The sequence below is a fragment of the Bacillus sp. ISL-7 genome, assembly GCF_018613065.1.
Genome location: NZ_JAGGQW010000014.1, coordinates 21,783 through 42,117, shown reverse-complemented (window position 1 = coordinate 42,117; position 20,335 = coordinate 21,783). Strand labels below are relative to the sequence as shown.

Here is a 20,335-nt window from a genome sequence, read left to right as displayed (position 1 = left end):
ATCGCTCGGATCCAATCAATCCGAGCGCTTTTTTATTTCAAAGCTTCTACAATCGTCGATAGTTTGATGACAGTCTTCCAGTTACGTACTGTCGCTGGAACACCTAGTTTCGTGAGCTGTGATGCTAGTTTTGAATCTAGGATGCTCTGCCGTAGAAAAAGGTAGACTTCTTTCCCTTTTATAAAACATTCGTCCGGCTCGCTTTCGAAGCTGCGTAAAATTTCCGTTTTCGCTTGGGAGGGTTCCTCCGCCAAAAAGGCTAGTTGGATACTCTCGCCTTCCTTAAGCGAATCGATAGAATAGGGGCAATCACGGATAATCTGTTCGTATTCCTCAGCTGTTCTTAAAATAACAGGGACAGGAAAACCAAATGTCTTACTTATTTCATCCTCTAATCGTTGACTAAGTTGCTCCGCCTCGTCTTTTGCTTCGAATAAAACATTTCCACTTTGAATATATGTTTTCACCTTGGTTAGGCCCATTGTTTCTAATAGACTTTTTAAATCTGCCATTTTGATCCGGTGATGCTTGCCAACATTAATTCCTCGTAACAGCGCAATATAAATGGTCATCCGTGCACCTCGCTTTATTTTTAACATCACTTTGTTTAAATCTTACCATTTATTTGCCGAATTAAACTACGAATAGTCCTAAAATCTACTATCCGCAAGTTAAGGAGGAGAATACTAATTTTTTGGAGAAGAGTACACATAATAATTTTTATGGAGGGATTTATTTATGGTTCCACAAAGAGTTAGTTTGCTTACGATCGGTGCCTACGATTTACCGGTCCTTAGGAAATTTTATCAAGCTCTGGGATGGGAGGAGACAGAATTAAGCTCAGATCAATACGCTGTCTTTAAAACGGCTGGGGTCCTGCTTTCGTTATTTCCGATTGCTGAGTTAGCAAAGGATGCCGGCATTGAATTTACACAATCTCCTGGGGGCTTTCATGGTGTGACCTTTGCTATTAACGTGGATCAGCCAGAAGAAGTTGACACAACGATTGAAAGCATTCGCAGTGCAGGGGCAAACATACTGAGAGAACCAAGTGATGCCTTCTGGGGCGGACGGACAGCCTATTTTGCCGATCCCGAAAATAACCTTTGGGAAGTCGCTTGGAATCCCTCAGCCATTTTTGATGACCGAGGTGCGATGATAGACTTTTAAATACAAAGGGGGTATCTAAGAAAGCTTTAGATACTCTCTTTGTTTTTTGAATTTACCTATTTTTCAAAAAAGGATACTAGCCTGTGTTCATTTCCATACCTCGACTATTTTCCCACAAATATAGAACTAACCAAACGTTTGATTAAAACGGGTATCAGCCCCGGTAAATCAAAGTTTCTCTCGGGAATCATATAAGTAGTTTGTCGATAACTGGGACAGCTAAGCCTTCCATTCACCTTATTTCCCTATAAATTTACACCCTTCGACCAACAGTAAACTAATCAAACGTTTAATTAAATAGGTTGCATAGCCCTCCCTTTCAACCTTTTACTCCTAAATCCTGAAAAAAGGTTGTTGAATTTACACACTTCAAAAAAACTAACCAATCGTTTGATTAGTTAGATAGGAAGCCATATAAATAAAGGGTTTCAGCCACTTATTGTGAAAATCCTTTGTCGACCCGAGCGATAATTTACCTCTAATAAGATAAAAAACAAGTCGATATTTGGATTTCCTTAGGGAAACTCTTATGCTTCGACACGATACCTGATCATTCCTTACTAACCAAACGTTTGATTAGTTGCGGGATAAACCCTTTTAAGAAAAGGACTTTTTCCCGGGAAATGGCGAAAAGAATGTCGAAACACGCAAACCATAAAAAAACTGGCAGAATAGACTCTGCCAGCATCGTTTAACGTTTTTGTAATTCTTGCTGCAATAACTGATTGACCATCTGCGGATTGGCCTGACCCTTAGTTGCTTTCATTAACTGCCCAACTAAGAAGCCCACCGCTTTATTTTTCCCATTCTTAAAATCTTCAATCGATTGCGGATTCGCATCTAACACCTCAGAAATAATTTTAAGAAGTGTTCCCTCATCGGAAATTTGGACAAGCCCCTTGTCCTTCACAATTTTCTCGGCATCGCCGCCATTTTCAATTAACTCTTTAAAAACGGTTTTCGCGATTTTCGAAGAAATTGTTCCGTTTTCGATTAGCTTAATCATGCTTGCTAGACCTTCCGGTGTTAAGGGTACTTGATGAAGCTCTTTTTGCTCAGCATTCAAGTAGGCGGAGACATCCCCCATGATCCAGTTCGAGGCAAGCTTCGCATCCGCACCGCCATTAACTGTCTCCTCGAAGAAATCAGCCATTTCTTTGGTTACAGTTAACACCTTCGCGTCGTAAACGGGTAAGCCAAGCTCTTCTACATAACGCTTTTGACGCTGGTCTGGCAGTTCAGGGATTTCGGCACGAACTCTTGCTTTCCAGTCCTCATCAATGTACAAGTCCATTAAATCCGGCTCTGGGAAGTAACGATAATCATCGGAGCCTTCTTTGACCCTCATCAGCAAGGTTGCCCCAGTGGCTTCATCAAAGCGGCGTGTTTCTTGATCAATCGTTCCACCAGCAGACACCACTTCGCGTTGACGCTTCTCTTCGTATTCAAGCCCTTTGCGGACAAAATTGAATGAGTTCAGGTTTTTCAATTCTGTTTTCGTTCCGAATTCTTCTTGTCCAACGGGACGAATCGAAATATTTGCGTCACAACGAAGTGAGCCCTCTTCCATTTTACAATCGGAAACGCCTGTATATTGGATAATTGATTTTAATTTTTCAAGATAGGCATATGCCTCATCAGGAGTGCGAATATCCGGTTCAGAAACGATTTCAACAAGCGGAGTGCCCTGACGATTATAATCGCATAAAGAATACCCTTTGCCATGGTTCAGCTTTCCTGCATCTTCTTCCAAATGAATTCTCGTAATCCCAATCCGCTTCGTATAGCCATTTACCTCGATATCAATCCAGCCATGTTCCCCAATTGGCTTGTCAAACTGGGAAATCTGATAGGCCTTGGGATTATCCGGGTAAAAGTAGTTTTTGCGGTCAAACTTTGTATGGGTAGCAACCTCGCAATTAATGGCCATGGCAGCTTTTATCCCAAATTCTACCGCTTTTTTATTAAGGACAGGTAAAACTCCTGGGTAGCCCAGGTCAATCACACTTGTATTTGTATTCGGTTCAGCTCCAAAATGATTGGGGCTCGCCGAGAAAATTTTTGAATCTGTTTTTAACTCAACATGGACCTCAAGTCCAATCACTGTTTCAAATTCCACGGTCTTCACCCCCTATAATCCAGGTTTCTGTTTATGATAGTCTGTTGCCTGTTCAAATGCATGTGCTGTCCGATAAATTGTTGCTTCATCAAAATACTTGCCGATGATTTGTAAGCCTAGCGGCAGCCCGCCATCAAAGCCACACGGAACCGAAATTCCTGGTAAACCGGCAAGGTTCAAAGGAATCGTTAAAATATCATTAGCATACATCGTTAACGGGTCCTCGATTTTTTCACCAATTTTAAAAGCCGGCGTTGGTGTGGTCGGGCCGATAATCACATCATACTTGGCAAAAACATTCTCATAGTCTTGCTTGATTAATGTCCGAACCTGCTGTGCCTTTTTGTAATAAGCATCATAGTAACCTGAGCTTAGTGCAAACGTTCCAAGCATGATCCGTCGCTTTACTTCATCACCGAAACCTTCTGCTCGTGTTTTTTTGTATAAATCAATTAACGTTTCCGCATCCTTTGTACGATAGCCGTAACGGACTCCGTCGAAACGGGCGAGGTTCGCTGAGGCTTCTGATGACGAAAGCAAATAGTAAGCGGCAAGTGCATACTTCGAATGCGGCAGGGAAACTTCTTCCCAAACGGCACCAAGACCCTCGAGCACCTTTAATGCATTTAAGACAGATTGTCGGACGGATTCGCTGACACCTTCACCAAGATACTCTTTTGGTACTGCGATTCTAAGACCCTTTACATCACCAGTTAAGGCACTAGCAAAGTCGGGTACGTCCACATTTGCTGAGGTTGAATCCATTGGATCCAGGCCGGATATCGCTTGAAGCAGGTAGGCATTATCCTCAACGGTTCTTGTAATCGGTCCAATTTGATCAAGTGATGACGCAAAGGCTACAAGGCCAAAGCGGGAAACACGACCATAGGTTGGCTTTAATCCGACGACACCACAAAAAGAAGCTGGCTGACGGATTGAACCACCCGTATCAGAACCTAGGGAAAATAGGACTTCACCTGCTGCAACAGATGCTGCTGAACCGCCTGATGAACCACCTGGAACCGTCTCAAGATTCCATGGATTCCGTGTCGTTTGATAATGGGAATTTTCGTTTGAAGACCCCATTGCAAATTCATCCATATTTAACTTCCCAATCGTTACCGTTTCTGCCTGCTGCAGTTTCTGAACGACGGTGGCATCATAAATTGGATCAAAGTTTTCGAGAATTTTACTCGCACAGGTTGTCCGCAGTCCTTTTGTAACCATGTTATCTTTTAAGCCAATCGGCATCCCGAATAGCAAACCTTTTGCCGCATTCGTGTTAAGTTTCTCATCTAATGCTTTCGCTGATTGACGGGCGCGCTCTTCATCTAATGTTAAAAATGCCTGAACTTTGTCCTCGACTTGTCCGATTCTCTTGTATGATTCTTCAACAAGATCGGATACATTTAGTTCCTTTTTATGTAGCAGTTCATGTAGATCTGCAACTTTATAGTCAAATAAACTCACGATTTAATCCTCCTTCCCCATAATCGATGGTACTTTAATCTGTCCATCCTGATGTTCCGGCGCATTTTTTAGTACCTCTTCAAGCGCTAATCCTTGTTTGGATTTATCTTCACGTAAAACATTTTTCATATCCAGCACATGGTATGTAGGTTCTACATTTTCCGTGTCCAATTCATTTAACTGCTCAGCAAAGGTAATAATCGCATCCAGCTGCTTTGTAAACTTTTCTGTTTCTTCCTCTGTTATCGCCAAGCGTGCCAAGTTGGCTACATGCTTAACCTGCTCATTTGAAATTCGTGACATATCATAACCCCCAATCCCATTTGTCTTGTCATATCAATACTAATGATGATACCAAACTTTTCCGCATTACCGCAATGATTCAACTATCAGTATTGGCAAGCAAATCAATTTTTGTTCAAACTTTTAGAAATTTAATTCTATTTTTCTCTTAATAATGCAAATATTTTTTCAGATAAGTTCATCACAGACATTCTTGGCATCTTCCCTTATAATGGTCATGGATGGGAGGGCTTCTGAATGAAAAAACGAAGACGGAAGAAATATAAACTCTTTTTGATGCTTTTTATGCTTTTTTGTGGATTGGCCATGTTTCAAAATTATTTTCAACAACCAGGTTCCCTTCAACTTGAAAAATCTGATCCATTTGCTGATGTAATAAAATATCGTCCCTTAATACATGATGAATTAGCAAAATATAATCTCGAAACTCATACGACAGTACTAGTAGCCTTAATGCAGCAGGAAAGCCGCGGCAAAGGCGGGGATCCTATGCAATCGTCGGAATCGGCTGGTTTGGCAAGAAATACAATTACAGATCCGAAAAAAAGTATTCAGGTTGGGGTTAAACATTTTCAGCGCGTTCTTACTTATGGGAATCAGAAAAAGGTCGATTTTCAGACTATTATCCAGTCCTACAACATGGGAATTGGTTACATTGACTTTGTGGCGCAACACGGCGGAAAACATAGTGAAGCATTGGCGAAGGAATTCTCATTGCAGCGGGTAAAAGAAAAGCCAACCATTTATACATGTGGCGCAATAAAGATAATTTCCGCTATCCATACTGTTATGGTGATTTTACCTATAGCACAAAGGTAACGAATAATATCCAATTGTTAGCAGATACCGTTCCTGTAAACGGCACTGAAAAAACCACCAGTGGATCTTTTTGAAGATTCATCGGTGGTTTTTATTTACTTTGAAACTGCCCCCTAAAATTGCGTTGTTTTTATGTTTTTCTTTTTCAAATGGGTGATCAGAAAAACGAACTTAATAGGCAGATAACCAAGAATTCCACCAGCCGTATTTAAAATTAAGTCGTCCACATCAAAACTGCCAAATTCAAATACGAGCTGCAACAGTTCGAACGTTAGACTTAAGCTAAAGGTAGAAAAGGTGACAGCGCTGATTTTTTGAAACTTTTTTGCCAGCAATGGTAAGATAAATCCGAACGGCATAAAACCGATGACATTCCCTGCTAAGTTCTCAATTCGAATACTTAGATTGATATCTGCTAAAAACAGATAAAATTTAATGGTTTTAAAGGGGACGAAATTATTCGACCGCCAGTGGTATTCATCATAGGTAAAGTTAAAATGATTAATAATCTCGGTTAACGGGATATATTTAAACAAAATTAATTTTGAAAGAATCGCTAAATATAAACAAAGAATTAGGCAAAGGGTAATTTTAAAAATAATTTTCATTATCACTGCTCCATTTTTACATATCTAAATAACAATACCATATTTTCAAAATTACGTGGGAGCAAAACTCAAATTGGAGGAATTTAGAATGACTGAACATATTTTTCATTTAAAGGCGAACTGGCCGGGATTACGGAATGATGTTGGAGAGATTGAGACAGGGAATTTAATAACAAAGGTCTCCATCCCACCAGGAATGGATGGGCCGGGTGTCGGCACTAATCCAGATGAGATGCTGCTTGGGGCTGCCGCGACGTGCTATATTATCACACTTGCAGCGATGATGGAACGTAGCCATTTGCAGAAGGAGACTCTAATGATGGAGTCTGAAGGAATTGTGGATGTCACCAAAGGGGTTTTTACATACAAAAAGATTATTCATCGACCACATATAGTCTTGAAACCAGGTGCAACCGAAAAAGAAGTGGCGATGGCTAAGAGACTCGCAAAAAAAGCGGAGACTTCTTGCATGATCAGTCGCGCCATTCAGGGAAATGTTGAAATCGAACTGCAAGCTATAGTGGAATTGGCAGTTGGGTGAAAATCAGAGGAGTTTAGAGTGTCTTAAAGACAGTTGAAGGTTTTGCATGAGGTATTTGTCCTTATGATCTTCTCATAAGGACAGTTTGGGCTCTGGCTTGATGATTTTTGTCCTTATGAACCTCCCATATGGACAGGTTTGGTCTCTGGCTTGATGATTTCCGGTGTTAAAGGCGTATGTTCTCTGAAATCACATCTGCTTATTTTTTAAAGATTTTTGAAAAAAAGCCCTTGCTCTTTTTAACTTCCTGCAGCTTGGCAGGTACCTTCTTGGTTATATAGATATCTTCCTTATCAATTGCATGATCCATGGCTAACACCAAGCCGATTTCCGTGTCGTGCTCTTTATTGGTCACAATAGTATGTTCAATCTTATATTTTGTGGCCAGCTTTACATATTTGGAAAGGACCTCGTAGTTCATGTTTCCATTTAAGAAAAGATGGGACTGGGGCTTTTTCTTCATATGCTGCTCCACTTGGGGATATACTGTTGATTCTCCTACTTGGCTTTTCGTAAGAGCCAACACAATCCGCTCTCTCAAAGTTCCTAAGAATTTCCGCCGCTCATCTGGTTTTGTTTCAAGTGGTCCATAGATACCTTGCTGTAAGACCTCGTCAACGGTTGTCTTTTTCAACTCAATCAACTCCATATAAAGGCTATTATTATCTATGATAATACCCTAAAAAACGTTCCGTTCCAAAAAGTGCTGGAGAAGTAAGTTTGTGGGCTGAAGGAATTAGTTATTCGAGAGTAATCTTGCCTTATCTGAGGGTAAACTCATTCCAAACGACAGTAAACTCACCTTATCCGCCAGTAAACCCATCCCATAGGACAGTAATCCCACCTTATCCGACAGTAATCCCACCTTATCCGCCAGTTATATACCCACCATCAAAAAATCCCTCCCTCCAATAGGAGAGAAGGATTCGCGCCCTGCTGATACCTAGTTTTTCCCTGTAAATTGTTCTGCCTCAGTCGAACCTTTTAATGCGGTTGTTGATGATGTTCCACCGGTAATGACCATAGATACTTGGTCAAAGTAACCTGTACCAACCTCACGCTGGTGACGTGTGGCTGTGTAGCCGTATTGCTCGCTGTCGAATTCCGCTTGCTGCAATTCGGAGTAAGCTGCCATGCCGCGCACTTTATAGCCGCGAGCAAGTTCGAACATGCCATGGTTTAGGGCGTGGAAGCCAGCAAGAGTAACGAATTGGAACTTGTAGCCCATTTTTCCAAGTTCGACTTGGAATTTCGCAATTGTTTCTTGATCCAATTTCTTTTTCCAGTTGAAAGATGGCGAACAGTTGTATGCGAGCAACTTGCCTGGGAATTGCTCATGGATCGCTTCTGCAAATTGTCTTGCTTCCTCGAGATTCGGTTCAGAGGTTTCACACCAAACAAGATCTGCATAGGGTGCATATGCTAGACCGCGAGCAATCGCCTGGTCAATCCCCGCCTTAACACGATAGAATCCTTCTCCAGTACGTTCACCAGTAATAAAAGGTGCATCATTCATATCGATATCACTTGTAATTAAATCAGCCGCGTTTGCATCGGTACGAGCAACTAGTAACGTAGGAACACCCATAACGTCAGCAGCTAAACGAGCGGCAATCAAGTTGCGAACCGCCGTTTGGGTTGGCAGCAATACTTTACCCCCTAAATGGCCACACTTTTTCTCGGAAGAAAGCTGATCTTCAAAGTGGACACCTGAAGCACCAGCTTCAATCATGCCTTTCATTAGTTCGAAACAGTTTAATTGGCCGCCAAAACCGGCTTCGGCATCAGCGATAATTGGAGTAAACCAATCAATTGAGTTGTCGCCCTCTGAATGGGTAATCTGGTCTGCACGTTGAAGCGCTTGATTAATCCTTTTGACAACACTTGGTACACTATTTGCTGGGTATAAGCTTTGGTCAGGGTACATATGTCCGGACAGATTCGCATCAGCTGCTACCTGCCAGCCGCTTAAGTAGATCGCTTTTAACCCTGCTTTTACTTGTTGGACTGCTTGATTTCCTGTTAATGCACCAAGGGCATTTACATAGTCTTCCTCATTTAATAGCTTCCAAAGCTTTTCAGACCCTTTTCGAGCCAACGTATGCTCAATATCAATGGATCCGCGTAGCTTGATAACATCCTCGGCAGTGTATGGTCTTGTAATCCCTTTCCAACGGCTATCCATTTCCCAGCTTTCTTGTAATTGTGCTACTCTTGAATTTGTCATTTTATATTCCTCCTATTAATCTATTAAGTATTTTTTATAAAAAAATCTAGATAAGCTCATATCCCGGCAGGGTTAAAAATTCAGCAAAATCATCATTTAAAATCAAACGGTCAAACAGTTCAACTGCTTCATCAAATCGGCCGCCTTCAAATGCCTGCGCCCCAATTTCCTGTTTTATTTTTCCTAATTCCTCCACCTTGTATTGCTCATACATCTCCACAGTGACTTTCCGTCCGTCGTTCAGCATCCCTTTAGGGTGGCGAATCCACTGCCACAGCTGGGCGCGTGAAATTTCTGCAGTTGCAGCGTCCTCCATTAAGTTGTGAATAGGGGCTGCGCCACTTCCACTTAGCCAGGAAGCCACATATTGAATCCCAACATTTATGTTCAAACGAACGCCTTCTTCAGTAATCGTTCCACCTGGTGATTCAAGCAAATCTTGGGCAGTCACACTGATTTTCTGTTGCTTAAGTGTATGAATTTGGTTTGCAATCGGCATTTCACGGTTGAAAACTTCCAGGGCTACCGGAACAAGACCTGGGTGTGCCACCCATGTTCCATCATGACCATCACGGGCTTCACGCTCCTTATCAGCGCGGACCTTTGCAAAAGCCTCCTCATTAGCAGCCGGATTATTACGAATCGGAATTTGGGCTGCCATTCCTCCGATTGCCGGTGCCTTCCGGCGGTGACAGGTTTGAATCGTTAGTAACGAATACGAACGCATGAATGGTACTGTCATCGTTACCTGTGATCGATCCGGTAAAATGACATCCTTGTGGTTACGCAGCTTTTTTAAGTAACTGAAGATATAATCCCATCTTCCACAATTCAATCCTGCAGAGTGTTCCTTTAGCTCAAATAAAATCTCATTCATTTCAAATGCGCCCATGATGGTTTCTAGTAAGACAGTCGCTTTAATGGTTCCATTCGGAATCCCAAGCTTCTCTTGCGCAAATACAAATACATCATTCCAAAGCCTTGCCTCCAGGTGACTTTCCAGCTTCGGCAGGTAAAAATATGGACCTGTTCCCCTCTCAAGTAACTGGTTCACATTATGGAAAAAGTACATCCCAAAGTCGAAGAAACTTCCTGAAATAGACTTGCCATCTAGTAAAATATGTTTTTCTTCTAAATGCAGGCCGCGTGGTCTAACAAACAGAACAGCTGTTTTTTCATGTAGTTCATATTTTTTACCGTTAGGATTTTCAAAGGAAATCGTCCGATTTACTGCATCTCTTAAGTTGATTTGTCCTTCGATGATGTTTTCCCATGTCGGTGAAGTGGCGTCTTCACAATCAGCCATAAAAACCTTTGCACCAGAGTTTAAAGCGTTGATGACCATTTTTCGATCGGTCGGGCCTGTAATTTCTACCCTGCGATCTTGCAGGTCATCCGGCAGCGGAGCAATGGTCCAGTTATCATTCCGAATATGTTTTGTCTCAGGAAGGAAGTCTAGCAATTTCCCATCATTAATTTCAGCTTGCCGTTTTTGCCTGTACTGTAACAGTTCCATTCTTCTTTCGCCAAATTTTCGTTCTAGCTCTTCAATAAAATTTAATGCCCCTGGTGTTAAAATCTCATCGTACTGGGCTTTTATTGCCCCAACCACTTCAATACCTGTCGTTTGCGTCGACATGAACTACATCACCTCTTTGTTATAATACAGTAACTATCTACGCTTTGTATTATATAACACTGATTTTAAAAATGGAACTACTTTTCAGAAAATTTTATAAAAATAGGTAAAAACTCCCTGTCCTCTGATTTTTCAAAAGGAAAAGTCCATAAAAAAAAGGACGTCATCGACATCCTTTTTTGCAGTCATTATTGGCCCGTTTCGTTAAGAAGCGTTTCATATAATCTAATAAAATCATCTTCCCGATTATCACTAGTTAAGAACTCCGAACTTACAATGGTTTTTAATAGTTTCCTCTTCAAAGAAGCATTTTCCACTTCCTTCAGAATCCACTTTCGTTTTGAAGATAGAAAGTCGAGGTAGCCCTCGTAAGAATCATCAAACTGCTCCTCGAGCTGCTCCCGAATTTTGCTTGCGAGGGTTGGACTCGCACCTCCTGTTGAAACGGCAATGCTCAACAGGCCACGTTGAAAATGGGCTGGGACGTGGAAATTGGAGCGATCTGGATCGTCTGCAATCGTTACAAGCTGATGGGGTGCTGCTGAACTTCTAATCAACTGATTTATTTCTCGAATATTCGTCGCAGCAAAAATCATGAATGCATCCTTTATGTCGCTCGCAAAAAAAGACTTTTGCTTCCACACAATTTTCCCCTCACGATGAAGCCTTTGGATTTCATCCGTTACATCCGGGCTGACGATTACGATTTCTGCACCCGTACCAAGCAGTCCCGTCACCTTTCGTTCGGCAACTTTCCCGCCCCCAACAATGACAACTGTTTTACCATCTAACCTTAGGTTTACAGGATAGCCTGAATTCATCCTCTACACTTCCTCGAGAGGACGGATCGCTAAATATTCAACCAAGGCTTCTTTCGTTGCGCTGGCAGGCATTCCATGCGACGTAAAGCCGGCTTTTCCAACGGCAGCTGCTGTTTGTTTTCCCATGCTGACCACATGCAACCCTTGCAACAGTTCAACCGTATTCAAGTCACATTCACGTAACGCTTGTACAAACGGTTCAACGGACGCACTGCTTGGGAATACCATGGTATTCACTTCAGCCTCATCTAACATTCTTTTAAAAAGAGGCATGAACTGGTGATCTATTTCTTTTCTGCTAGTCACCATGATGTCTGCCTGATCATACTCTTTTTTCAAGATGCTATCGTCCCCAACAATGAGCAAGGCTCCGGTCTTATGCAATTCATCAGCATGTGCAGCAATAAATCCACGATTATTTAATACTTTGATTGATTTCATTGAAGCGCCAAAGAAATCGGCACGGATTTTTCGAATATCCATTCCACTTTCCATCACCGCTGTGAAAAATTCATCTACACTTTCAGGTGAGGTAAAAAATATTTTTTCATAGGAAGTTACTTTTGTCAGATCAACAGGCAGTGCCGTCTTTTTCCACTTTGGAAATTCAATCACATCGGCTCCTTGATCCATTAATTCCTTTGTTAATTCACTTTGACCCTCACTCGTCCGGGCAAGCAGTATTTGCCGTCCATACAGCGGCATTTTCTCGAACCAGCTGATTTTTTCACGCAGAGAAATGACATCCCCTACTAAAATAATCGATGGGTTGCTAAACTTTGCCTCCAGGACCTTCTCGGAAATATCAGCAAGTGTCCCTTGCAATGTTTTTTGGCGGCCAAATGTACCCCATTGAATCAAAATAACCGGGGTCGACGCTGGTTTGCCATAGTTAAGGAGATTTTCGCAAATAAACGGTAAATTGCCGACTCCCATGTAAAAGGCAATGGTATCAACACCACGAGCCAGTCCTTCCCAATCAAGTACTGGTTTGCCCTCTTGCGATTTGTCATGGGCAGTAACGACTGCAAATGACTCTGCATACTCTCGGTGGGTAACAGGAATTCCTGCATAAAGGGGGGCTGCAATCCCCGATGAAATGCCAGGAACGATTTCAAATGGAATTTGATATTCGGCCAGGGATGCCGCTTCTTCGCCAACTCTGCCAAACACGCCTGGGTCTCCGCCTTTTAAACGGACAACCCGCTTGCCTTCAAGAGCCTTCTCAACCAAAAGCTCGTTGATATTCCCTTGGCGTAAAATATGGCGGTTCGGTAATTTCCCGCAATAAATCAGTTCACAATCCGCTGGAGCAAACTCTAAAAGTTTGGGATTGGCAAGCCGGTCATATAAAATCACTTCGGCTTTCTTTATAGCCTCCAGTCCTTTTACGGTGATTAAACGAACATCTCCGGGTCCTGCTCCTACTAAAAATACTTTCCCATTTTTCATTCTGCAGCCATCCTTCCCATTTCGCTCTTATCTGACAATAAAAACGATATCTTCCTTTAATTCAACCTTAAATGTCCGTACTTGACCTACATCCGGTGACTGTACTTTACCATCTTTTAAGGATATTTTCCAATCATAAACGGGGCAATATACATACTCGCCACTGACAAGGCCTTCTGAAAGGACGCCTCCTTTTGGATGGGGACTGCGGTTTTCAGGTCGCATAAACCTTTCCGCTTGTTAATTTAAATAGGGCAATTTCTGTATTATCGATTTTAATCGTATACCCAGATCGAACTCTTAAAGTCTTTGTATTCATCCATATGAATCATACCTAGATAGTAGTTGTTGGCCCGACGGCATTTGGTACAGCCTTCCTCATTATTCCACTCCAGGACATTCATAACTTCTTTTACACTTGTTAAGCCTTTTTCTTTAATTTCCGCCACCAAAAATAGTAATTTCAAATGGTTCAGTGGATACTTTGAGGATTTCCTCTACCGTTCTGAGGCCTGCCATACCATTTCCGATCATTACTAGTTTTTTCATTTATCAATCACTCCTTATATGTTAAATCGTTATTATTAAGATAAGTAAGGTTTTCTTTATAATAAAATTGTAAATGCTAGCGTCGATAAAATTTGTGAAGTACGTCACTATCCAAACACTATATGTGAACATTTTCACATAATTGTCATAGTATATTTGGGCAACAAAAAATAGCACACAAAAAATGCATGCTACCTAACTCTAAACTACCTTTTTTTCAGTTTTCCTTATTTGAAAGAGTTTTACCATTGAATGAATCATCGGAACAAGCACACCAATTACTACAACAGGGGCAAGTTCCCATAATACCAAGGGTGGAGTGATGAGAATACCTGTTTTATGGATTGCAAACAAGGCAAGAAAATATGCTAGACTGCCTGCCAGACCAGCTAACCGGGAGTTTTTTCTAAACAATAAATAGCATAAAGGAATGAATAAAAGCGTTATCGGTACATAAGAGGTTGGATAACCAACTGCAGCAAAAATAGCTTTCCCTACAAACCTTAACAGGATATAAAGTGCCGTCGCCATCACAGGTATGGAATAACTGCGGCAATATCGGATGATTAGAATTGTTAGGAGAGCGACCATTAGGATTGAATAGATAGGATAGACCCATTCCGGAATGCCGCCAAAAATCTGTGAGGCAGGATCTGAGATTAGATCAAGGATTTGCTTTGAGGCAATCGATTTTCCATGAATGTATTGATCATATGAAATGGCACCATTTTCCTGTTGCATATTCGGAAACATCAAGCATTCAAGGAGATACATGGCAAACCAAGTATGAATTGACCACCATGACGGTTGAATATCTCTCGTATATTGAAGGTAACCGCGCCAGACCCCAAAAATCATAATTGCTGTACCAATATAATAAATAAAATGGGTTGGACTCCATGTGGTTAAATCAATTCCATACGCAATATGATAGGTGAAATCTAGTGGGATCCCAATTAGGAATATAACGTAGCCTATTGTAATCAGGTTTCTAGAAAATCGGTCCAGATAATGTAAACGTCGCCACTCTTGAATTAACAAATATGCGCCTAAAGCAAAACCGATGGTATTAACAATATGGGGAATGGAGTATTCCTCAAATAAATATTTAAAATGATAAGAAGCATCCCATGCAGAACCAATAAATTTTAATAGAAAGGCAAGTACCCATAAACGATAATATTTCAACGATATCATCTCCTCTCTAGCGCTTATCCAAGTAAATCAAATATATCCCCAAAGATGGCAATAAGAATATAATTCACAGCTAACGCAATCGCAAACGTAATTCCAGCCCCTCGAACATTTTTCTGTCGAAATAATTTATACATAAACGTAAGTCCTGCTGTGACAACAAAAATATTACAGATTAAAAATGTCCAAAGTAAATTTTCACTATGTTGGACTGATGTGACGTGAAATAGATATAATGGAATCAATTTTACAATCCCCCACACTTTTAGTTCCTTACTGCCTTTTCTCTATATTATCATTATTTTTACTATAGGTAACTTTTTAAATTACATAAAATCCTTGCATTGGTTGAATTAGGTAATGTATTTTATCGAAAGTAAGTTTTCTATGTAAGGGGGAAAATTCAACCTGAAAAAACTTTTTTTGTCTACGCCCCCGAATAAAGTGACTTACATTATTATTCTTTACAAAAAAACCTCTTTCCACGTGTGGAAAGAGGTTTTTCTTTTATATTAATACATTTCTGAAGTTGTTTTTGCCTGCATATGAAGCAGCAAGTAGTCAGGACCGCCTGCTTTGGAGTCGGTTCCGGACATATTGAAGCCGCCAAATGGCTGATAACCAACGATGGCTCCAGTACATGAACGGTTAAAGTACAGGTTTCCAACATGGAAGTCTTCACGAGCTTGTTCCATGTGGGCACGGTTTGTAGTAATAACTGCACCAGTTAAGCCGTATTCTGTGTTGTTCGCAATTTCAAGCGCCTCATCGAAGTTCTTTGCCTTTGTGAAACCAACAACAGGGCCGAAAATTTCTTCCTGCATAATACGTGCTTTTGGAGCAAGATCCCCAATAACCGTTGGTTTAATGAAATAACCTTTAGAATTATCTCCTTCGCCGCCAGCCATTAACTTGCCTTCTTGCTTGCCGATTTCAATGTATTCCATGATTTTTTTGAACGCATTATTGTCGTTAACAGGACCCATGAACGTAGCTTGTTCAGTTGGATCTCCAACCGTTAACTCATTAGTTAATTCAACGACACGATTCAATACTTGATCGTAAACACTTTCTACGATTACTGCACGTGAACACGCAGAACATTTTTGACCTGAGAAGCCAAATGCACCTGCAACAATTGATTGAGCAGCAAGCTCTAGATCTGCTTCACTATCAACCACAATGGTATCTTTACCGCCCATTTCAGCAATCAAACGTTTCATCCATACTTGTCCTGGGTTCACTTTCGAAGAACGCTCGAAAATTCGAAGTCCAACATCACGGGAACCAGTAAAGCTGATAAAGCGAGTATCTTTATGGTCCACTAAATAGTCGCCCACTTCAGCACCGCTTCCTGGTACGAAGTTAAGAACACCTTTAGGCAGGCCTGCTTCTTCCATGACTTCAACAAACTTCGCTGAAATCACAGGAGTAGTTGAAGCGGGTTTTAATAGAACCGGGTTACCAGAAACAATAGCTGCTACTGTAGTTCCTGCCATGATCGCAAATGGGAAATTCCATGGCGAGATAATAACACCAACACCAAGGGGAATATAGGAATAACGATTAAATTCATTTGGACGGCTTTGAACGGGTACACCATCTTTAAGTGCTAGCATTTGGCGTGCATAGTATTCAAGGAAATCAATTCCTTCAGCGGTATCTGCATCCGCTTCTCTCCATGGCTTACCTGCTTCTTTCGTCATTAGAGCAGAAAACTCATGCTTGCGGCGGCGAATAATGGCTGCAGCTTTAAATAAAACATCCGCGCGGACTTCAGGTTTGACCTTTTTCCAAGTTTTAAATGCTTCGACTGCTGCTTGCATTGCTTTTTCAGCTAGGTCTTGGCTAGCTTTTGAAACACGGCCAATTACTTCTTCCTTATTGGAAGGATTATAAGAAACAATTTTATCTTCTGTTGCAATTCTTTCTCCATCAATAACTAAGTCGTAATCCTGACCTAAGTAACCTTCAACTGTTTTTAACGCCTTTAGATAGGCCTGACGGTTCTCTTCAATCGTAAAATCTGTAAATGGTTCGTGCTTGTAAGGTTGTACCATTTGTTAAACCCTCCTATGTATTAAAAACGTTTACACTCCACTGTTCATTCTAACATGTTTCATTTAAAGGCCGCAATAATTGTCGGGTCCCACAAAAAAAGACCCAGCATTAGCCAGATCTTATTGATAAATATAGACAAAAGGTTCTTCTTCATTAGCCTTTCGGACAATCAGTGCTTCAGGACCATCCACAGATGTAACACTTACCGAGACAGACAAATACTTAGGAAAATGTTCCATGACAAGGCCGGTTACATACTGCGTAAAACCTATTCCTTCTGTTTTTCCATAGAATTGAATTGGAATGTTAATATTTAAATCCTGCAGTTGGTCTCCAATGTAAAAGGCTCTGCCAATCACACCATTATAGTTAGGAAAATACTCCTCCACATCCTGCTTAAAATTTAAAAACGCAGTGACATCATCACGATGTTCTTCCTGTGCATCTGCGGAAGGGAAAAGAAAGTACTTTTCATTTACATTTTCCCAGCTATTTAAAGTAGTACTGCCATTGTCGACAGTGGAATAGGTAATGAAGTTACCAGGAACGACGGAAGACTTGCTTGCTTGCTCAAACAAGGCAATCGTAATTGGAACGTCCTTTAAAGACTTTATGCTCCTCATACGCTTTATCACTTCTGCAGCTATTTTCTTCCCTTCACTGATCACTTCTGAATGTGGGACTTTTTCCTCAAGGGTATCGCCGTCTGATGTCTGTTTATAGTAGTAAACTGAATTTAAGGCAAGGCCAATCGTAACACCTCCGAGTGTTACATTCCCTTTTTCATTTTTTATTAAGTAGTCGTGTTCTAAAATATGAGCTAAATAGATTGGCGAACTCGGTTCACCCTTGCTTCCAGTATCCACAGGATTTAGCCCTATATTATCAGCATCTTTTAGTGTTGGATCTACTTTTTTCTTTTCCTTGAACTGCTCTTTCGTGTATTTACGGTTTAACCAAAGTCTTATTGTCTCTTCTTTGATTTCCTGTCCTTCACGAAATAAATATTTTTCTGTATCAAAAGAATTTTGGGCAATTCTCATTAAGCCCATTTCAAATTCGTTTAAGTCATATCTTGTATTGATATTATTGACAACCAATCCGCGTGCTTCCCCTGGTTCAAATGGCAAAATTGTCCGGTAATAGCTGTCCGAAATATTATACTTTGGAATAATTGCCTTCCCTTTCACTTTCTCCTTCGTTTGCACAACCTCATTTTGCTTCTCAAAGTTTGGTGCACAGGCACTCAGCAAAAAGACAAGGGAGAGAGCGAGCAATGAGAACTTTCTCACGTCGATACACCTCTTATTTATTTAATTCAACTAGGAGTTTCTCCTCGTCCCACACTTCAATTCCTAGTTCTTGTGCCTTGGTTAGTTTTGAACCCGCCTCAACACCTGCAATGACAAGGTGTGTTTTTTTGCTGACACTTCCAGCCACATTCCCGCCCAGCGCTTCGATTTTATCCTTTGCTTCATTCCTGGATAAACGTTCCAACTTCCCTGTAAGAACAACGGTCTTTCCTGCAAAAATGGAATCGGAATTTTCTGCAGAAACTGGTCTGGAACCCTTATATTCCATATTAACACCAGCAATAACTAATTCGTTGATTAACTCCACAGCCTCTTCTTTTTCAAAATAGGCGACGATAGAATCCGCCATTTTATCACCAATTTCATTAACCGCGATTAAATCTTCCTTGGTGGCCGCTGCGAGTTTGTCCATCGTACCAAATTGTTGGGCTAACGTCTTTGCTGCTTTGGCACCAACATGACGGATCCCTAGTCCAAATAAAAGCTTTTCAAGTGAATTATCTTTCGATATCTCAATGGCTTTAATAAGATTAGTAGCTGATTTCTCACCCATTCTTTCAAGGGCTAGAAGCTGTTCACGAGTAAGCTTATAAATATCGGCAACATCGGCAATTAATTTTTCAGCAAAAAGCTGGCTGATCACCTTTTCCCCAAGACCCTCGATGTTCATCGCGACCCTTGAAACAAAATGAATTAAGCCTTCCCGTAGCTGTGCAGGACATTTAGGGTTAATACAACGTAAAGCCACTTCACCTTCAAAACGCACGAGCTCACTTTCACACTCGGGACAATGAGTCGGCATGTGGAATTCCACTTCTTCCCCTGTCCGCTGGTCAGCCAAAACATTGACCACCTCTGGAATAATATCCCCTGCCTTTTTGATAACGACTTTGTCACCAAGCTTGATATCCTTTTCCCGGATTAAATCCTCATTATGCAAGGATGCACGCTGTACAGTTGTTCCTGCTACTTTGACTGGCTCAAGAATGGCCGTGGGGGTAATCACACCTGTTCTACCAACACTTAACTCAATATCTAAAAGAGTTGTGACCACTTCTTCTGCAGGGAACTTGTAAGCAATGGCCCAGCGCGGACTTTTTGCTGTCGTTCCGAGTGCTGCCTGGTGGGCATAGGAATCTACTTTAATGACAATTCCATCAATCTCATAGGGAAGGTGCGGGCGCTTTTCGACCCAGCTATTGACATATTCGATCACTTCGTCAACCGATGCACACTTGTTCCGCTCATGATTTGTTTTAAAGCCGAGTCGATCCAAGTAATCAAGGCCTTCACTATGTGACTCTATCCCACTGCTTTCACTGATATTTCCAATTCCATATAAAAAGACATCCAGCCTTCTAGAAGCAGCAATTTTCGGATCAAGCTGTCTTAGCGATCCTGCTGCTGCATTTCTAGGGTTGGCAAAAAGCTCCTCGCCACGTTCTTCCCTTGTTTGATTCAAGGCCTCAAACGAGCGCTTGGGCATATAAGCTTCGCCGCGAACCTCCAAGGACACATTTTCGCGGAGACGGAGCGGGACGGATTTGATGGTTTTTATATTAGCGGTAATATCTTCACCAATGGTCCCATCTCCACGGGTAGCGCCTTGTGCAAATAGACCATCCTCATATCGTAACGATACAGCCAGGCCGTCAATTTTCAACTCGCATACATAAGAAATATCGTCCCCGACAGCTTGACGGATGCGACGGTCAAAATCCCTTAAATCTTGCTCGTTAAAAGCATTGCCAAGACTAAGCATCGGTGTACGATGCACTACCTTTTCAAACAGATCGAGCACGGTGCCGCCAACCCTCAATGACGGCGAATCTGCTGTTTTTAATTGCGGAAATTTCTCCTCAAGTTCCAACAGTTCATGCATTAATTTGTCATATTCAGCATCTGGTACAGATGGTTTGTCTAAAACATAGTATTCATAGCCATAGTGATTTAATAGGCTGCTTATTTCAGTGATTCTCTTTTCTGCATTTTGAAGGTCCATAAATCCAGTCCTTTCACCCGAAAACTTTCATGAGTAACTGGCCAGCT

19 protein-coding genes and 1 pseudogene are annotated in these 20,335 nt (G+C 41.3%); 3 read left to right on the top strand and 17 right to left on the bottom strand.

Annotated elements, in window-relative coordinates:
* Window positions 1-32: 32 nt before the first annotated feature.
* Window positions 33-572 carry a DUF1697 domain-containing protein gene (locus J7E66_RS03570; RefSeq protein ID WP_214998061.1) on the bottom strand — a complete coding sequence of 180 codons (540 nt, stop codon included), beginning with the start codon at window positions 570-572 and terminating at the stop codon, window positions 33-35.
* A gap of 166 nt (window positions 573-738) precedes the next feature.
* Here J7E66_RS03570 and J7E66_RS03565 point away from each other — a divergent pair, with 166 nt between their 5' ends.
* Window positions 739-1,170: a VOC family protein gene (locus J7E66_RS03565; RefSeq protein ID WP_214998060.1), complete on the top strand. Its 432-nt coding sequence runs from the start codon at window positions 739-741 to the stop codon at window positions 1,168-1,170.
* A 691-nt stretch (window positions 1,171-1,861) separates the two neighbouring features.
* Here the strand turns inward: J7E66_RS03565 and gatB are convergent.
* From gatB to gatC, 3 genes are read right to left on the bottom strand one after another with little or no spacing between them, the layout of a single operon-like run.
* Window positions 1,862-3,289 carry an Asp-tRNA(Asn)/Glu-tRNA(Gln) amidotransferase subunit GatB gene (gene gatB, locus J7E66_RS03560; RefSeq protein WP_214998059.1) on the bottom strand — a complete coding sequence of 476 codons (1,428 nt, stop codon included), beginning with the start codon at window positions 3,287-3,289 and terminating at the stop codon, window positions 1,862-1,864.
* A 12-nt stretch (window positions 3,290-3,301) separates the two neighbouring features.
* Window positions 3,302-4,759: an Asp-tRNA(Asn)/Glu-tRNA(Gln) amidotransferase subunit GatA gene (gene gatA / locus J7E66_RS03555; protein ID WP_214998058.1), complete on the bottom strand. Its 1,458-nt coding sequence runs from the start codon at window positions 4,757-4,759 to the stop codon at window positions 3,302-3,304.
* Between the two features lie 3 nt (window positions 4,760-4,762).
* Window positions 4,763-5,062: an Asp-tRNA(Asn)/Glu-tRNA(Gln) amidotransferase subunit GatC gene (gene gatC / locus J7E66_RS03550; protein WP_088085175.1), complete on the bottom strand. Its 300-nt coding sequence runs from the start codon at window positions 5,060-5,062 to the stop codon at window positions 4,763-4,765.
* Window positions 5,063-5,299: 237 nt separating this feature from the next.
* Between gatC and J7E66_RS03545 the strand changes: the two genes are divergently transcribed.
* Window positions 5,300-5,881 (top strand): lysozyme family protein, encoded by a 582-nt coding sequence (locus J7E66_RS03545; protein WP_251032738.1) that lies wholly within the window; start codon window positions 5,300-5,302, stop codon window positions 5,879-5,881.
* 113 nt (window positions 5,882-5,994) lie between these two features.
* Here J7E66_RS03545 and J7E66_RS03540 read toward each other — a convergent pair whose 3' ends face one another.
* The gene (locus J7E66_RS03540) at window positions 5,995-6,489 is read right to left on the bottom strand and encodes a VanZ family protein (RefSeq protein ID WP_214998057.1); all 495 of its coding nucleotides are present in this window, start codon (window positions 6,487-6,489) and stop codon (window positions 5,995-5,997) included.
* Between the two features lie 88 nt (window positions 6,490-6,577).
* On the opposite strand from J7E66_RS03540, the gene J7E66_RS03535 reads away from it, so the two are divergent.
* Window positions 6,578-7,030, top strand: a complete 453-nt coding sequence (locus J7E66_RS03535) for an OsmC family protein (protein ID WP_214998056.1) — start codon at window positions 6,578-6,580, stop codon at window positions 7,028-7,030.
* A gap of 199 nt (window positions 7,031-7,229) precedes the next feature.
* Here the strand turns inward: J7E66_RS03535 and J7E66_RS03530 are convergent, their stop codons facing one another.
* The 12 genes and pseudogenes from J7E66_RS03530 to ligA all read right to left on the bottom strand — a co-directional run bounded on the left by J7E66_RS03530 (window position 7,230) and on the right by ligA (window position 20,288).
* Window positions 7,230-7,664 carry a YueI family protein gene (locus J7E66_RS03530; protein ID WP_214998055.1) on the bottom strand — a complete coding sequence of 145 codons (435 nt, stop codon included), beginning with the start codon at window positions 7,662-7,664 and terminating at the stop codon, window positions 7,230-7,232.
* 309 nt (window positions 7,665-7,973) lie between these two features.
* The gene (gene aceA, locus J7E66_RS03525; RefSeq protein WP_214998054.1) at window positions 7,974-9,257 is read right to left on the bottom strand and encodes an isocitrate lyase; all 1,284 of its coding nucleotides are present in this window, start codon (window positions 9,255-9,257) and stop codon (window positions 7,974-7,976) included.
* Between the two features lie 46 nt (window positions 9,258-9,303).
* Window positions 9,304-10,896, bottom strand: a complete 1,593-nt coding sequence (gene aceB / locus J7E66_RS03520) for a malate synthase A (protein ID WP_214998053.1) — start codon at window positions 10,894-10,896, stop codon at window positions 9,304-9,306.
* A 188-nt stretch (window positions 10,897-11,084) separates the two neighbouring features.
* A complete protein-coding gene (locus J7E66_RS03515; protein WP_214998052.1) occupies window positions 11,085-11,717 on the bottom strand; it encodes an NAD(P)-binding protein in 633 nt (210 codons plus the stop codon).
* Between the two features lie 3 nt (window positions 11,718-11,720).
* Entirely contained in the window at window positions 11,721-13,169 is a 1,449-nt protein-coding gene (gene cobA, locus J7E66_RS03510) for a uroporphyrinogen-III C-methyltransferase (protein ID WP_214998051.1), read from the bottom strand.
* Between the two features lie 27 nt (window positions 13,170-13,196).
* Complete coding sequence (locus J7E66_RS03505; protein WP_308162453.1) at window positions 13,197-13,394, bottom strand: nitrite reductase (NAD(P)H) small subunit; 198 nt, start codon at window positions 13,392-13,394, stop codon at window positions 13,197-13,199.
* A gap of 59 nt (window positions 13,395-13,453) precedes the next feature.
* Window positions 13,454-13,621 (bottom strand): annotated as a pseudogene (locus J7E66_RS03500) ((2Fe-2S)-binding protein); the annotation flags it as partial.
* Window positions 13,622-13,919: 298 nt separating this feature from the next.
* Window positions 13,920-14,906 (bottom strand): hypothetical protein, encoded by a 987-nt coding sequence (locus tag J7E66_RS03495; protein WP_214998050.1) that lies wholly within the window; start codon window positions 14,904-14,906, stop codon window positions 13,920-13,922.
* A 23-nt stretch (window positions 14,907-14,929) separates the two neighbouring features.
* Window positions 14,930-15,157 (bottom strand): hypothetical protein, encoded by a 228-nt coding sequence (locus J7E66_RS03490; RefSeq protein WP_214998049.1) that lies wholly within the window; start codon window positions 15,155-15,157, stop codon window positions 14,930-14,932.
* Between the two features lie 267 nt (window positions 15,158-15,424).
* Window positions 15,425-16,972, bottom strand: a complete 1,548-nt coding sequence (gene pruA / locus J7E66_RS03485) for an L-glutamate gamma-semialdehyde dehydrogenase (RefSeq protein ID WP_214998048.1) — start codon at window positions 16,970-16,972, stop codon at window positions 15,425-15,427.
* Window positions 16,973-17,092: 120 nt separating this feature from the next.
* Window positions 17,093-18,265 carry a CamS family sex pheromone protein gene (locus J7E66_RS03480; protein WP_214998047.1) on the bottom strand — a complete coding sequence of 391 codons (1,173 nt, stop codon included), beginning with the start codon at window positions 18,263-18,265 and terminating at the stop codon, window positions 17,093-17,095.
* A 13-nt stretch (window positions 18,266-18,278) separates the two neighbouring features.
* Window positions 18,279-20,288, bottom strand: coding sequence for an NAD-dependent DNA ligase LigA (gene ligA, locus J7E66_RS03475; RefSeq protein ID WP_214998046.1), 2,010 nt, complete (start codon window positions 20,286-20,288; stop codon window positions 18,279-18,281).
* Window positions 20,289-20,335 lie beyond the last annotated feature (47 nt).

Excerpts from the sequence above, each read along its gene's own strand:
- aceB (WP_214998053.1), bottom strand. The coding sequence starts at position 10,896 with ATGTCGACGCAAACGACAGGTATTGAAGTGGTTGGGGCAATAAAAGCC.
- aceA (WP_214998054.1), bottom strand. The coding sequence starts at position 9,257 with ATGACAAATTCAAGAGTAGCACAATTACAAGAAAGCTGGGAAATGGAT.
- pruA (WP_214998048.1), bottom strand. The coding sequence starts at position 16,972 with ATGGTACAACCTTACAAGCACGAACCATTTACAGATTTTACGATTGAA.
- J7E66_RS03540 (WP_214998057.1), bottom strand. The coding sequence starts at position 6,489 with ATGAAAATTATTTTTAAAATTACCCTTTGCCTAATTCTTTGTTTATAT.
- J7E66_RS03535 (WP_214998056.1), top strand. The coding sequence starts at position 6,578 with ATGACTGAACATATTTTTCATTTAAAGGCGAACTGGCCGGGATTACGG.
- J7E66_RS03545 (WP_251032738.1), top strand. The coding sequence starts at position 5,300 with ATGAAAAAACGAAGACGGAAGAAATATAAACTCTTTTTGATGCTTTTT.
- J7E66_RS03565 (WP_214998060.1), top strand. The coding sequence starts at position 739 with ATGGTTCCACAAAGAGTTAGTTTGCTTACGATCGGTGCCTACGATTTA.
- J7E66_RS03505 (WP_308162453.1), bottom strand. The coding sequence starts at position 13,394 with ATGCGACCTGAAAACCGCAGTCCCCATCCAAAAGGAGGCGTCCTTTCA.
- ligA (WP_214998046.1), bottom strand. The coding sequence starts at position 20,288 with ATGGACCTTCAAAATGCAGAAAAGAGAATCACTGAAATAAGCAGCCTA.
- J7E66_RS03570 (WP_214998061.1), bottom strand. The coding sequence starts at position 572 with ATGACCATTTATATTGCGCTGTTACGAGGAATTAATGTTGGCAAGCAT.
- J7E66_RS03515 (WP_214998052.1), bottom strand. The coding sequence starts at position 11,717 with ATGAATTCAGGCTATCCTGTAAACCTAAGGTTAGATGGTAAAACAGTT.
- gatC (WP_088085175.1), bottom strand. The coding sequence starts at position 5,062 with ATGTCACGAATTTCAAATGAGCAGGTTAAGCATGTAGCCAACTTGGCA.
- cobA (WP_214998051.1), bottom strand. The coding sequence starts at position 13,169 with ATGAAAAATGGGAAAGTATTTTTAGTAGGAGCAGGACCCGGAGATGTT.